Annotated in this window: 15 protein-coding genes; 6 read left to right on the top strand and 9 right to left on the bottom strand. The window is 60.6% G+C overall.

Features of this window, described 5'->3' with window-relative positions:
- Window positions 1–24: 24 nt before the first annotated feature.
- The 6 genes from atpD to BLU26_RS12130 all read left to right on the top strand — a co-directional run bounded on the left by atpD (window position 25) and on the right by BLU26_RS12130 (window position 6,263).
- Window positions 25–1,401 carry a F0F1 ATP synthase subunit beta gene (atpD, locus tag BLU26_RS12105; protein WP_092287016.1) on the top strand — a complete coding sequence of 459 codons (1,377 nt, stop codon included), beginning with the start codon at window positions 25–27 and terminating at the stop codon, window positions 1,399–1,401.
- A 42-nt stretch (window positions 1,402–1,443) separates the two neighbouring features.
- Window positions 1,444–1,887 (top strand): F0F1 ATP synthase subunit epsilon, encoded by a 444-nt coding sequence (locus tag BLU26_RS12110; RefSeq protein WP_092287018.1) that lies wholly within the window; start codon window positions 1,444–1,446, stop codon window positions 1,885–1,887.
- 338 nt (window positions 1,888–2,225) lie between these two features.
- The gene (gene glmU, locus BLU26_RS12115) at window positions 2,226–3,587 is read left to right on the top strand and encodes a bifunctional UDP-N-acetylglucosamine diphosphorylase/glucosamine-1-phosphate N-acetyltransferase GlmU (RefSeq protein WP_092287020.1); all 1,362 of its coding nucleotides are present in this window, start codon (window positions 2,226–2,228) and stop codon (window positions 3,585–3,587) included.
- Window positions 3,588–3,686: 99 nt separating this feature from the next.
- Window positions 3,687–4,871, top strand: coding sequence for a C17 cyclopropane fatty acid synthase CfaB (cfaB, locus tag BLU26_RS12120; RefSeq protein WP_092287022.1), 1,185 nt, complete (start codon window positions 3,687–3,689; stop codon window positions 4,869–4,871).
- A 79-nt stretch (window positions 4,872–4,950) separates the two neighbouring features.
- Entirely contained in the window at window positions 4,951–5,814 is an 864-nt protein-coding gene (locus BLU26_RS12125) for a flagellar brake protein (RefSeq protein ID WP_157719360.1), read from the top strand.
- Window positions 5,811–6,263, top strand: coding sequence for a DUF192 domain-containing protein (locus BLU26_RS12130; protein WP_092287026.1), 453 nt, complete (start codon window positions 5,811–5,813; stop codon window positions 6,261–6,263). Before BLU26_RS12125 ends, BLU26_RS12130 begins: the two co-directional genes overlap by 4 nt.
- Here the strand turns inward: BLU26_RS12130 and BLU26_RS12135 are convergent, their stop codons facing one another.
- The 9 genes from BLU26_RS12135 to BLU26_RS12170 form a co-directional block, all read right to left on the bottom strand.
- Window positions 6,264–6,641, bottom strand: coding sequence for a hypothetical protein (locus BLU26_RS12135; RefSeq protein WP_092287028.1), 378 nt, complete (start codon window positions 6,639–6,641; stop codon window positions 6,264–6,266).
- A 35-nt stretch (window positions 6,642–6,676) separates the two neighbouring features.
- A complete protein-coding gene (locus tag BLU26_RS12140) occupies window positions 6,677–7,654 on the bottom strand; it encodes a CobW family GTP-binding protein (RefSeq protein WP_092287030.1) in 978 nt (325 codons plus the stop codon).
- A gap of 78 nt (window positions 7,655–7,732) precedes the next feature.
- Window positions 7,733–8,110 carry a DUF3301 domain-containing protein gene (locus tag BLU26_RS12145; RefSeq protein ID WP_092287032.1) on the bottom strand — a complete coding sequence of 126 codons (378 nt, stop codon included), beginning with the start codon at window positions 8,108–8,110 and terminating at the stop codon, window positions 7,733–7,735.
- A gap of 70 nt (window positions 8,111–8,180) precedes the next feature.
- Complete coding sequence (locus tag BLU26_RS12150; protein ID WP_092287034.1) at window positions 8,181–9,374, bottom strand: GGDEF domain-containing protein; 1,194 nt, start codon at window positions 9,372–9,374, stop codon at window positions 8,181–8,183.
- Window positions 9,375–9,444: 70 nt separating this feature from the next.
- On the bottom strand, window positions 9,445–10,179 hold the full coding sequence (gene tsaA, locus BLU26_RS12155) for a tRNA (N6-threonylcarbamoyladenosine(37)-N6)-methyltransferase TrmO (protein ID WP_407920326.1): 735 nt from the start codon (window positions 10,177–10,179) through the stop codon (window positions 9,445–9,447).
- Window positions 10,151–10,678 carry an alpha/beta hydrolase gene (locus tag BLU26_RS12160; protein WP_331457194.1) on the bottom strand — a complete coding sequence of 176 codons (528 nt, stop codon included), beginning with the start codon at window positions 10,676–10,678 and terminating at the stop codon, window positions 10,151–10,153. Before BLU26_RS12160 ends, tsaA begins: the two co-directional genes overlap by 29 nt.
- Complete coding sequence (locus BLU26_RS18780; protein WP_231701940.1) at window positions 10,642–11,082, bottom strand: hypothetical protein; 441 nt, start codon at window positions 11,080–11,082, stop codon at window positions 10,642–10,644. Before BLU26_RS18780 ends, BLU26_RS12160 begins: the two co-directional genes overlap by 37 nt.
- Before the next feature lie 118 nt (window positions 11,083–11,200).
- The gene (locus tag BLU26_RS12165; RefSeq protein WP_092287038.1) at window positions 11,201–11,746 is read right to left on the bottom strand and encodes a DUF3299 domain-containing protein; all 546 of its coding nucleotides are present in this window, start codon (window positions 11,744–11,746) and stop codon (window positions 11,201–11,203) included.
- Between the two features lie 81 nt (window positions 11,747–11,827).
- Entirely contained in the window at window positions 11,828–12,817 is a 990-nt protein-coding gene (locus tag BLU26_RS12170; protein WP_092287040.1) for a response regulator, read from the bottom strand.

Raw genomic sequence — 12,817 nt, forward strand, 5'->3', positions numbered from 1 at the left:
TCAACCATTTAGAGGAACCAACAAATGAGTAGCGGACGTATCGTTCAAATCATCGGCGCCGTCATCGACGTGGAATTCCCACGCGAAGACGTGCCGAAGGTGTATGACGCGCTGCAGGTGACTGACAAGGGCCTGACCCTGGAAGTCCAGCAGCAACTGGGTGATGGCATCGTACGTACCATCGCCATGGGTACCACCGAAGGTGTCAAGCGCGGTCTGACCGTAGCCAACACCGGTGCCAACATTTCCGTGCCGGTCGGGATCAAGACCCTGGGCCGTATCATGGACGTGCTGGGCAACCCGATTGACGAAGCTGGCCCGATCGGCGAAGAAGAGCGCTGGGGTATTCACCGCCCTGCGCCAAGCTACGACGAGCAGGCAGGTTCCAACGAGCTGCTGGAAACCGGCATCAAGGTTATCGACCTGATCTGCCCGTTTGCCAAGGGCGGTAAGGTTGGTCTGTTCGGTGGCGCCGGTGTGGGCAAGACCGTAAACATGATGGAGCTGATCCGTAACATCGCCATCGAGCACAGCGGTTATTCCGTTTTTGCCGGTGTAGGTGAGCGTACTCGTGAAGGTAACGACTTCTATCACGAGATGAAGGACTCCAACGTACTGGACAAGGTTGCTCTGGTATACGGCCAGATGAACGAGCCGCCGGGTAACCGTCTGCGCGTAGCACTGACCGGTCTGACCATGGCCGAGAAGTTCCGTGACGAAGGTCGTGACGTACTGTTGTTTATCGACAACATCTACCGTTACACCCTGGCCGGTACCGAAGTATCCGCACTGCTGGGCCGTATGCCTTCTGCAGTAGGTTACCAGCCGACGCTGGCTGAAGAGATGGGCGTTCTGCAGGAACGTATTACTTCTACCAAGACTGGTTCGATCACCTCGATCCAGGCGGTATACGTACCTGCCGATGACTTGACTGACCCCTCGCCAGCTACCACCTTCGCTCACCTTGACGCGACCGTGGTACTGTCCCGTGATATCGCTTCTCTGGGTATCTACCCTGCGGTTGACCCGCTGGATTCCACCTCTCGTCAGCTGGATCCGCTGGTTATCGGTCAAGAGCACTACGACTGTGCCCGTGGCGTCCAGTATGTTCTGCAGCGCTACAAAGAGCTGAAAGACATCATCGCGATTCTGGGTATGGACGAACTGTCCGAAGAAGACAAGCAACTGGTAGCCCGCGCTCGTAAGATCCAGCGCTTCCTGTCGCAGCCGTTCTTCGTTGCCGAAGTCTTCACTGGTGCCCCAGGCAAGTACGTGTCGCTGAAAGACACTATCCGTGCCTTCCAGGGCATCCTCAATGGTGAGTTTGACCACATGCCGGAACAGGCGTTCTACATGGTCGGCACCATCGACGAAGCGATCGAGAAAGCGAAGAAAATGTAATGGGTGCGTCCCCGGAAGGGGACGCAAAACCGAGGCGAAACAATGGCTATGACAGTGCACTGCGATATCGTAAGCGCGGAAGAAGAGCTGTTTTCAGGCCTGGTTGAGCGCGTGATAGCACACGGTAACCTGGGTGATCTGGGCATCATGCCCGGCCACGCACCGCTGCTGACCGATCTCAAGCCGGGTCCCGTTCGGGTTATCAAGCAGGATGGCAGCGAAGAGGTGTTCTACATCTCCGGCGGTTTCCTGGAAGTTCAGCCCAACGTGGTCAAAGTGCTTGCCGACACAGCTCTGCGTGCCGGTGACATTGACGAAGCAGCTGCTCTGGAAGCAAAGAAAGCCGCAGAAGCGGCTCTCAACGAGAAGGGTGCCGAGTTCGATTACGGTTCGGCTTCTGCTCGTCTTGCCGAAGCGGCGGCGCAATTGCGCACCGTGCAGGAACTTCGCAAGAAATACGGTGGACCGGCGAGCAACAATCGCTGAGTTCTCCGGCAATAAAAAAGGCAGCTTCGGCTGCCTTTTTTATTGCGCCAAATACCGCCCCTGCGCACGGCTTGCTGTCTGCACGTAGTGACCAGGGTGCACGCAAGGGCCAAGGGATCGGCAAGCCGCTGCTGCCGTGCAAATCCCGGTAGGCGCAAAATCACTTGACCGGTAATACCCCGGCCCCATCCTGATAACGCTTGCAGCTTGCAGCTTGCAGCTTGCAGCTTGCAGCTTGCAGCTTGCAGCTTGCAGCTTGCAGCTTGCAGCTTGCAGCTTGCAGCTTGCACATTTGTTATCATTCACCGCACGTTTTTACGCCAAACAGGACGTTGTTCATGAATCTGCACGTTGTCATCCTTGCCGCCGGCCAGGGCACTCGCATGCGCTCTTCACTCCCCAAGGTACTGCACCCTGTGGCGGGCAAAGCCATGCTCGGGCATGTGATTGATTGTGCACGGGCGTTGTCGCCGCAGTGTATTCACGTGGTGGTAGGGCACGGTGCCGAGCAGGTACAGAAGGCATTGACTGCCCCGGACCTGAACTGGGTGCTGCAAAGTGAGCAACTGGGCACGGGGCATGCGGTGGCGCAGGCGCTGCCGCATACCGCCGGCGCAGATCAGATTCTGGTGCTGTACGGCGATGTACCGCTGTTGCAAGCAACTACTCTGCAGCAACTCAGCCAGCAGGCCGGTGCGCAGGCACTGGGTTTGCTGACAGTGAACATGCAGGACCCGACGGGCTACGGACGTATTCTGCGGGACGCGGCAGGGCGCGTATTGGCCATCGTAGAGCAAAAGGATGCCAGCGCGGAACAGCTGCTGATTAGTGAGGGCAATACCGGCATCATGGCCCTGCCCGGCAAGCGCGCCGGAGATTGGTTGGGCAGCCTGTCCAACCAGAACGCGCAGGGCGAATATTATCTGACCGATGTGGTTGCCCTGGCGGTGGCCGAGGCTATTCCGGTCGAGGTAGCGCATCCGGCCAGCGAGCAAGAGGTGATGGGCGCTAACAATCGCCAGCAGCTGGCGGTATTGGAGCGTGAATACCAGACCCGGCAAGCGCTGCGCCTGATGGCTGCGGGCGTTACCCTGGCCGATCCGGCACGGGTGGATGTGCGTGGCGACTTGAGCGTCGGCCAGGATATCAGTGTTGATATCAACGTGATCTTTGAAGGGCGGGTGGTCATCGGCGACAACGTGATTATCGAGGCCAACTGCGTGATTCGTGACTCGGTGATCGCCTCAGGGAGCCATATCAAAGCGTTTAGCCACCTGGAGCAGGCCGAGGTAGGGCAGGGCTGCGATGTCGGGCCCTACGCGCGGCTGCGGCCGGGCACCCAACTGGCCGCCGGCGCCAAGATCGGCAACTTCGTAGAAACCAAGAAGGCGATTATTGGCGCTGGGTCCAAGGTCAACCATCTGTCCTACATCGGCGATGCCGAGGTGGGCTGTGAGGTCAATATCGGTGCCGGCACCATTACCTGCAATTACGATGGGGTCAACAAGCACCAGACACGCATTGAAGACGGCGCCTTTATTGGCACCAATACCGCGCTGGTTGCACCGGTTACGGTAGGCGCCCAAGCGACCACCGCAGCCGGCTCGACTATTACCACCGACGTACCGGCTGACAGTCTTGCAGTCAGCCGTGCCCGGCAGCGCAACATCAATGGCTGGAAGCGCCCGCAAAAGGCCTGAGGCGCCGATAGAAAACCCTCTCGCTGCGGATAAATCACATCTATTGAAGGCTGTTCTATATTCAGGAGATGTCTTTGTCCGAGCCGGAGGTGCTTTCACATGCTTGCACAACTGTCTTCCACCCTGGGTTCGTTACAGCTACCACTGCGCATCAGCCTTGCCGGCGGCGGCAGTTTTGATCTGGGCCCCAACCCGCGGGTTACACTGGAAATTCAGGATCCCACGCTGCTGCAGGAACTGACGAGCCCCACCCTGGATAAACTGGGCGAGGCCTTTATCCAGCAGCGCTTGAACATTCGCGGTGCCATCATGGATGTGATCGCGGTGGCAGATAGACTCAGCAAGTCGCTGTTGGGCGACGACCCGGAAAGCGCGCCGCAACGCAGCGCGCATGACAAGCAGACCGACGCTGACGCCATTGCCTACCATTACGACCTCTCTAACGACTTTTATGCGCTCTGGCTGGACCCGGAGATGGTTTATTCCTGCGGTTACTTTCATGCCCCTACAGATTCACTGGCCAAGGCGCAGATCCAGAAGCTGGATCACTTGTGTCGCAAACTGCGGCTCAAGCCAGGGGAGCGCTTGCTCGATGTGGGCTGTGGCTGGGGCGGTCTGGCGCGACACGCGGCGCGAGAATACGGCGTCAGCGTATATGGCATAACCCTTAGCAAGGCGCAGTTGCAACTGGGCCGTGAACGCGTGCAGGCTCAGGGTCTGCATGGCCAGGTGCAACTGGAACTGCAGGACTATCGCGATCTCAAGGGGCAGGGACAATTCGACAAGGTCGTCAGCGTGGGCATGTTCGAGCACGTCGGACACGCCAACCTCAATCGCTATTTCGCCATTCTGCATGATCAGGTCAAGCCCGGCGGGTTGGTGATGAACCACGGCATCACTGCCAAGCATAGCGACGGGCGCCAGGTGGGCCGCGGTGCGGGGCAATTCATTGGCCGCTATGTATTTCCGCATGGCGAACTGCCGCACCTGGCAATGGCGGTCAGCAGCATGAGTGATCAGGGGCTGGAGGTGGTGGATGTGGAAAGCCTGCGCTTGCACTATGCCCGTACGCTGGAACACTGGAGCGCCAACCTGGAAGCGCAGCTGGAACGGGCCAGCCAGTACGTGGATGACCGCGCGCTGAGAATCTGGCGTCTGTATCTGGCCGGATGCGCGTACGGCTTTGCCAGGAACTGGATGAACATCCACCAGATACTGGCGGTCAAGCCCCTGGAAAATGGTCAGCACCATCTGCCCTGGACGCGGGCGGATCTGTATCGATGAGCCACTCTTGATATAGCCTGAGGCCATCAACACTGCTACATTGATAAATGGACTTTCTGTTACTTGTCGGAGCGACTGTGTGTCTTTGATAGCCTTGGTTGAAGAAGACATTCCACTGGGCAAGGCCCTGCCCTGGAATGTCGTGGATGCGGACGGCAAGGTGCTGTTTCCGCACGGTCACGTGATCGACAACAAGCCATTATTGGGTCAATTGCTCAAGCTGGGGCTGTTCCGCTCGGCACCCCAGCAGGAAGCTCCCGCATCGCCAGCCGCGCCGGCGGCCGGTGATGGGCAGATATCCAGCCTGGCACAGGTGCAACTCGCGCCGGGCGATCTGGTGCAGTTGCAGACACTGCACCCGACCCACGCCGAGCGTTATCAGGTACGTATGATCGGCTTTCATGCGCCCGTCAGCCTGCTGGTTACGGCGCCGATGCAACAAGGCAAACTGGTGTTTGTGAAGGAAGGCCAGCAGTTTCTGGTACGCGGCTTTGTTGGCAAGGATGCGGTGGCCTACAAGACGCGCGTGCTGAAATCCAACCTCTCGCCGTTTCCTTACCTGCATTTGGCCTATCCCGACAGTGTGCAGTCGATGCGCATCCGCAGTTCGGCACGGGTGTCGGTCGATCTGGTTACCGCTATTGTCCGCGCTGATGGCAGCCAGGGCTCAGCGCGTATGACCGACATGAGTGTGGGCGGTGCGCGCATGTTGTCGCCCAAGCCGGTTGCGCAGAAGGAAGAACAGATCAAGTTGTCATTCCGCATCAATCCAGCCGGGCTGGATGTGTACCTGACCATCAATGCCAGGGTGCGCGCAGTCAGCAACGATGAAACCCAGCAGGGGCTGATTGCCACCGGGGTGGAGTTTGTCGACATCAGCGAGCAGGACCGCCTTTACTTGACCAACATGGTCTACCAGAACCTGCTCAAGGATAACTTGTGAGCCGCCGGCTTCTCTGGCTGGCTGGCGTACTGCTGGTCTGGCCGCCGCTCGTGGCATTGGCGGCCGAGCAACAGCTCACCCTGGGTAACCAGGTGTTCCGGTTCAGCGTGGCGGCCGACCCGGAAACGCGACGGCAGGGACTGATGGGACAGGTGTTGGCGCCGCAGACCGGCATGTTGTTTGATTTCCCGGCGGGTACACGCCCGGCGATCTGGATGCACAATATGCAGATCAGTCTGGATCTATTGTTTGTCGATGCCAGCGGGCGTATTCAACATGTGTTTGCCGAGGTACCGCCTTGCCAGCAAACGCCCTGCAGCATCTATCAAGCCAGTGAGCCAATGCGCTATGTGCTGGAGGTGCCGGCGGGCACCGCTCAGGCTTTGGGGCTCAAGCCGGGCGACCAGTTGGATGTGAGTCAGCTGCCGCCGTCTGCGCCGGCGCAATGACTAGCGCGCCGCTGGCGCTGATTGCCACACCCCGTTGCTGACCTTCTCACAGTAGGCCTTCAATACCGGCGCATCATCGGCGTCGCTGTAATAGTGAATCGTTTGCTGATAACCGACCCCTTCAGTGCGTGCGCCTGTACAGCTGCCATAGGCGCCTTCCGGACATTCGTCGATCATGCTGATGGAGAACGTCCGGTCGGGTATGTTCGGGTGGCAAAAATTGTTTGAAAACAGTTGCTTGGGGATTGTCATGTTTTGCTGACAGAGACGGATCGGCACTTGCTGATCGGTTGATTCGATCAGGCAGGCTTGAGCCCAGGCAGTAGCGTTGACCAGCATTAGAGCGAGCGCAGGCAGCACGAAAGCGAATCGGGTCATGGAGGGTAGCGTCTTTGAGCGGGCAAGCGCTTACCTTACTGGCTCAGCGTGGCTGCCCGCAAGCCCTGCTCCAGGGCGTTTGCCTGCGTGCTGTCGGTGACGATCAGCTCCACTCGGTTGTCCTCGCGCCATGGGCTGTCTGTCCAGGCAATGGCGGCGCCAGGCAGCAGGTTGAAAGCTCGCCAGCCCTGATCGGTATTGACTATGCCCTTGGCGCGTTGCCAACTGGCGACCTCAAGCCAATGCTGCAGCTTGGCCAGACTGAATTGCTGTTGCGGTGACATGCGCCAGCCCAAGGAGAAGGGTGCCTGCTGCAACTGGTGCGAGAGGCGCCAATGTGCGGGGTTCAGCCAGAGGTCGGGCAGGACGGCGGGAGCTTCAGCCGCCTGCGGCAAGTCGCGGGAAGCGGACTTACCAGGGGATTTCGGGACGGCCTGCCAGTGCAGCTCACCCTGCGTGGTAAACACCACCCTGGCTGTGGCCGGTAGTTGTTGTTGCAGGCGATGTTGGCAGCCCGCGTCAAAGCCTTCGGCCTTGTTGCACAGCAGCAGACCCGCCAGCGGCAGAGCCTGGTGTTGACTGTCGGCCAGCGGCTGTCCAGCGCTCAGGCTGGCCGCGTCCAGCACAATGATCAGCGGCTGCAGCGCCAGTACGCCCTGCCAGGGCGGCTCAGCCAATTGTCTTAACAGAGCAGCAGGGTGGCCCAGGCCAGAGGCTTCGATAAACACGCGGTCGGGTCTGGCCTTGCGCAGAAGTCGGCCCAAGCCGACCTGGAAGGGCAGGCCATTGACGCAGCACAGGCAGCCTCCCGGAATCTCGCTCAGGGTCACGCCCTGGGCAGGGTTGGCGTTGCTGCCCAGCAAGGCCCTATCGAGGCCTACCTGGCCGAACTCGTTGATCAGCAGTGCCCAGCGTTCACCAGCCGGGCGCTGACGCAACAGGCTTTGCAGCAGCGACGTCTTACCCGCGCCCAAGGGGCCGCCAATCAAGTGGGTTGGTATCTGCGTCAGCATGGCAGGCATGCCTGGTTGATCTGCGGTGGTTCCACGTGGAACCTTTGCCTATTGATCATAACCTTTTGATAAACAAGGTTAATGTATGCGGTAAATGGTTGCGCTGCGTGGTGGCTCCGCGTCTGAGCGCGGGGACCCGTCCGGGAACGGGTGGGGCGCCAGCTCCAGGTGCAGCAGCTGTTGGCCGTGCAGGTCGATGTAACCGTCATAGCGATGCTCGCCGGTCACCGTGAACTCGAAGGCATAGCGGCGTACCAGGCCTGGCCGGCCACGCCTGTTACGGGCTAAACGTACGCCCGACAGCGCAATGCTCTCATCCAGCAGTTGAACGTCACTACGTTCACATTCGCGGCGCACCAGCTGCATGGCGCGGTCTCGCAGCCCCAGATTGCGCAACAGCCACCAGCCAATCAGGATGAGCAGCATGAGCAGCGCGACGTGGCCTAGATTGAACACCGTCTAAATCCTCTCTTTTTTCAGTAACGCGATGGTGAGCAGTATGCCATGTATCGGCGTTTCTCGACGCTTACAGGTCGGCTCTCCAGATACGCAGGCAGTTACGCCCGGCCGCCTTGGCGGCATACAACGCCTGATCCGCGTGCTTGAGCAGGCTATCGGCGCTGTCGTCTTCGCGCAGTTCTGCCAGCCCGGTGCTGTAACCCAGATGATAGCGCTGCTGCAGGTACGCGCAGGGCTGCCGACTGACATTCTGATGCAGCCGGTGCAGTACCTGTTGCGCCTCGCTCAGGCTGGTGTGCGGCAACAGCAGGACAAACTCTTCGCCGCCAAAGCGGGCAAAGCCGTCGGTGCTGCGCGCCTGTTGCTGGCACTGGCGGGCAAACTGCAGCAATGCCTGATCGCCCCCCAAGTGGCCCAGACGGTCGTTGAGCTGTTTGAAGTGATCCAGATCCAGCATAGCCAGGCACAGGGGTGTGCCGTGCCGTTTGGCACGCGCCATTTCCTGCACCAATTGTTCGTGGAAGGCGCGCCGATTGAGCACGCCGGTCAATGGGTCGCGGGTGGCCAGTTCCTGCAGCTGGTCTGCCAGCAGACGACTGCGTCCGAGTACGCGTTGGGTGGTCATCAGAGTGCAGCCGACAAAGCCCATGACCAGTGCCGGAATGGCGAAGTTGTAGGGCAACAGATAGCTGAACGATTCATACGGCTGCACATAGGGCTGATCGTGCCACCAGTCGTGATAACCCAGATAGCCGCGCAGCAGGGTGACCAGAGAGTAAATACTGAGGCTTACTCCCACCAGCCACTGCGCCGGACGCGTTTGGCGGTCCTGTCGATTACGCAGCAGCAGCCAGATTGCCTGCGCCGGGAGCAAGCCGGCAATGCTGGAGTACACGCCCATGAGAAAGTCGGAATTGCCGTCAAACAGCCAGTAGTGGGTATTCACCAGTGCCATGCAGCCGGCACTGGCCGGGACTGTCCACCAGGGTAGCGGCCGGCCCATGAAACGGAAAATACCCAATAAAAACAAGGCCTCGCCGGCCAGCTGTGCGGCATTGCCGAGTACGTTGAGCACGGGGTTATGGGTAATGATAAAGCCGATAAACAGGCCGATACCGGCAATCAGCGACCAGCTGCCGGCCATCCAGAGGCCCGGGCCCTGTTCGCCGGGGGCCATGAAGCGCAATGCCGTGGCACTGACCGCAATGGCCAGTAGCAGGCAAATGCCGAGCAACATCGGGGAAAAGTACAGCACACCCATAGGTCAGGCCAGCGTCCGTTTGGCGTTTGACCGGGAGTATATAACCGAAAACCTAGGAAGTGGTTACAGCTCAGCTATCGGCGTGGGCCGGTTGTACGTCCAGAACGCGAATGCAGCTGGGGCTGGGGTAGTGCCAGCGCACGTTCAGATCCCAGAAGCACACGCCGTACTCGCGGCTGGGCTCGGGCTGCTGGTAAGCCGGCTTGGGGTCCTGTGCCAGGCACTGCTCGATTAGGGCAACCAGGTCGCTGTGCAGGCGCTCGGCGTGCTGGCGGGCCTGTTGCAGCGCGGCCTCGGACCACTCGACCTTGATCGGCGGTGGTGGTGCGGGTGCCAGCGCGTTGCGCGCCTCGGGCAGGCTGTCGGCATAAGGCACGTAGGGTTTGATATCCAGTATCGGCGTGCCATCGAGCAGGTCTATGCCGGATAACAACAGCTTGCCGTCGACTATGCCTTCGAGCTTGACCACCGATTGACCCAGCGGATTGGGGCGATGGGTGGCGCGGCTGGCGAACACGCCAATACGGCGGTTGCCGCCCAGCCGCGGCGGCCTGACACGCAGGTGCTTTGGGCCGCTGTCGGCGGCATGGAACACGAACAGCAGCCACAGGTGGCTGACCTGCTCAAGACCTTCCAGCGCCTCGGGTTGATTGTAGGGGGCGAACAGTTCAAGCGTGGCGGTGGCGGCAGGCGCCAGTAGCGGTTGTCGGGGAATGGCGAACTTTTCGCTGAAGCACGAGTGCAGTACACCAATGGGCGCGAAGCTGTAGCTCACCTCAGACCCCGGGCAGCGGCGGGATGGCATCCGGCCGGTCAGCGGTAACCAGATGGCTGCAGTCGTCAACGTCGATGATCTGCAGGTTCTCGGCTTGCTGCGCGCTGGCGCGCATGGCCGCAACCTGTAGCACCCGGTCCTTGGTCGGGACCAGGATGGCGCCGTACTTCACGTGCTGGTAGATATCGCTGCCGGTGGTGTCCATCCACTTTGCCAGGTCATTCATGTTGGTCACAAAGGTATGGCCGAACCGCGGGTTGAACGGCAGTGCCATGATCAGCTCGCGCTTGCGCGGGTTGTCCAGTGGCCCGAAGATCATCGCGCTGGCCGGGCTGATCGGTTGTTGCTGCCAGGCAAACAGATAGAAGGGCGCAAACCAGCGTGCCAGCGGCGGTACCGGTTTGTAGGGTTTGCCTTGGGGCAGCACCGGTGCCTCCAGAATCACCTCGACCTGCTCAAACAGGTCGGGGCGTTGACGTGCCGCCTCCAGGGTTACTGCGCCGCCGCGCGAGTGGCCGTGCACGCGCACACGAGTGCCGGTGGCCAGGTGTTCCAGCGCCTGATTGAGTACGCCGGCATCATAGGCGATGGTACCGGGGCGACCGCCGGGGGGGTGCTCCACTCGGCGGCGGTGAAGCGCGGCTGGTTGACCGGCAAATGATAATCGGCGCTGGTCAGCATGATCAGCTGTAGCTCGGGGTCGCTGTAGTACTCGGTAAAATAGAGGAAGTTCTCGACAAAGCCGTGCATGACAATGACGGTACCGGCGGGCGCGTCGGTGCGGCTGCGCGCAATCACGGCCGAGCCAACTTGATACAGCTCGCCGGAAAAGTCGATGGCCTGTTTCTGCGGGGATTCGCGGCGTAACAACCAGCGGCGCAGACTGGTGACGATGAGCAGCAGCAGACCGATCAGGCCAATCAGAAATTGCATTGAATCCAGCTCCGATTAAGATGATGACAGTTCGACAGCATAGCGGATTGCCTGGGGGGAATGTGCCACCCGGCTGGGCGATTGTGTAACGCTAAACGGGGCAACCTGGGTGCGCCGCTCAAGGCCCGTCGTAGAGCGTTACCTGCGCGGCTTTCATCTGGTAGCTGGCATCGGCCAGGGCGTTGCTGGTCTGGGCAACCTGCAACAGGCCCTCGACCAGTAGCGGCTGGTAAATGTCGCTGAGGTCGATCCCGGCTGGGTAATCCACCAGAATAATCTGGTTTGGCGGCGGCGGTGGCACGTGGATGCACGCGCCGGCGTAGGGCACCAGAAAAAACTGGGTGTAGCGCCCGGCGGCATCGCTTTCTATGGGCACCGGGTAACCACCGATGCGAATTTGCTGCTGATCCATGGCGGCCACCACGCGGGTCGAGTACATCACCTCGGGCAGGCTGTTGTCATCCTGACGCAGGCTGGTGGTGAAGTCGCCGTTGGCGTCCGGGCCGTTGCCGTGATCCAGCTCGGGCATGTCGAGCATCGCCTGGTAGTCCTCGGCCGGCAACAGGTCGAGCCAGTCGACCTCGCGGGGCTCGGCGGCGCTGGCCTGCATAGGGATGGTCAGCAGACAAGACAGCAGGAAGGGCAGCAGGGGTTTCAGCAGCATGGGGGTATTTCCGCAGCGTGGTGACCAGGGTCAGACCGACGCAGTCTGCGGCGGTTCCTGCCCGCGTGCAAGCCGCCGGGCTTATTCGGCCCAGCGCTCCTTGATCTCGACAATGGCGTCCAGTTGGCTAAGAAAGCAGTCCACCAGCTCAGGATCAAAGTGCTTGCCGCGCTCGCTACGGATCAGCTCAACGGCTTTCTGTACCGGCCAGGCTTCCTTGTAGGGGCGCTGGCTGGTCAGGGCATCGAAGACATCGGCAATGGCCACGATGCGTCCTTCCACCGGAATGTCCTCGCCGGACAGGCCTTTCGGATAGCCCGTACCATCCCATTTTTCATGGTGCGAAAGGGCGATGCGGCGGGCCATCTGCAACAGGCTGGCGTCGTGGTCGCCAATGATCTGAGCGCCGATCTCCGGGTGTTCGCGCATGATCTGCCATTCCTGGGCGTCCAGTTTTCCGGGTTTTTGCAGTACCGCATCCGGAATGCCGATCTTGCCCACGTCGTGCATGGGCGCGGCGTGCAGTATTTCATCGGCATCCTCCTCGCTGAAGCCAGCCGCCAGCGCGATCACTCGCGAGAAGTGGCTCATGCGGATGACGTGCAGACCGGTTTCGTTGTCCTTGTATTCCGCCGCCATGCCCAGACACTGCACTATGTTCAGGCGGGTTTCACGCAGTACATCGGCGCGTACCAGCGACAGATGCGTACGCACCCGCGCGCGAACGATCGGGCTGCTGACCGGCTTGCTGATGTAATCCACCGCGCCCAGGTCAAAGCCGCGAATCTCGTCCTCCACGTTGCTCAGGGCGGTGACGAAGATGACCGGGATGCTGTCGGTCAGTGGGTTGGCCTTGAGCCGCTCGCACACCTGGTACCCGGTCATGCCAGGCATCATCACGTCGAGCAGGATCAGGTCGGGCCGTTCGGTGCCGGCCAACTCCAGCGCCCGTTCGCCGTCGCGGGCAAACAGCAGGCGGTAATCGTCCTGCAGTATGTGCCGCAGCACATGCAGGTTGGAGGGCTCGTCATCGACCAGTAGCAGGGTGCGGCGGGTATCTTTCAGTGGCAT

The sequence above is a fragment of the Halopseudomonas sabulinigri genome (genome assembly GCF_900105255.1).
Classification (GTDB): domain Bacteria; phylum Pseudomonadota; class Gammaproteobacteria; order Pseudomonadales; family Pseudomonadaceae; genus Halopseudomonas; species Halopseudomonas sabulinigri.

Bases quoted from the DNA above. Each gene is read 5' to 3' on its own strand.
- BLU26_RS12135 (WP_092287028.1), bottom strand. From the start codon at position 6,641: ATGACCCGATTCGCTTTCGTGCTGCCTGCGCTCGCTCTAATGCTGGTC.
- BLU26_RS12165 (WP_092287038.1), bottom strand. From the start codon at position 11,746: ATGCTGCTGAAACCCCTGCTGCCCTTCCTGCTGTCTTGTCTGCTGACC.
- BLU26_RS12170 (WP_092287040.1), bottom strand. From the start codon at position 12,817: ATGCCACTGAAAGATACCCGCCGCACCCTGCTACTGGTCGATGACGAG.
- BLU26_RS12140 (WP_092287030.1), bottom strand. From the start codon at position 7,654: ATGCTGACGCAGATACCAACCCACTTGATTGGCGGCCCCTTGGGCGCG.
- atpD (WP_092287016.1), top strand. From the start codon at position 25: ATGAGTAGCGGACGTATCGTTCAAATCATCGGCGCCGTCATCGACGTG.
- cfaB (WP_092287022.1), top strand. From the start codon at position 3,687: ATGCTTGCACAACTGTCTTCCACCCTGGGTTCGTTACAGCTACCACTG.
- BLU26_RS12150 (WP_092287034.1), bottom strand. From the start codon at position 9,374: ATGGGTGTGCTGTACTTTTCCCCGATGTTGCTCGGCATTTGCCTGCTA.
- glmU (WP_092287020.1), top strand. From the start codon at position 2,226: ATGAATCTGCACGTTGTCATCCTTGCCGCCGGCCAGGGCACTCGCATG.
- tsaA (WP_407920326.1), bottom strand. From the start codon at position 10,179: ATGCCATCCCGCCGCTGCCCGGGGTCTGAGGTGAGCTACAGCTTCGCG.
- BLU26_RS12110 (WP_092287018.1), top strand. From the start codon at position 1,444: ATGGCTATGACAGTGCACTGCGATATCGTAAGCGCGGAAGAAGAGCTG.
- BLU26_RS18780 (WP_231701940.1), bottom strand. From the start codon at position 11,082: ATGCAATTTCTGATTGGCCTGATCGGTCTGCTGCTGCTCATCGTCACC.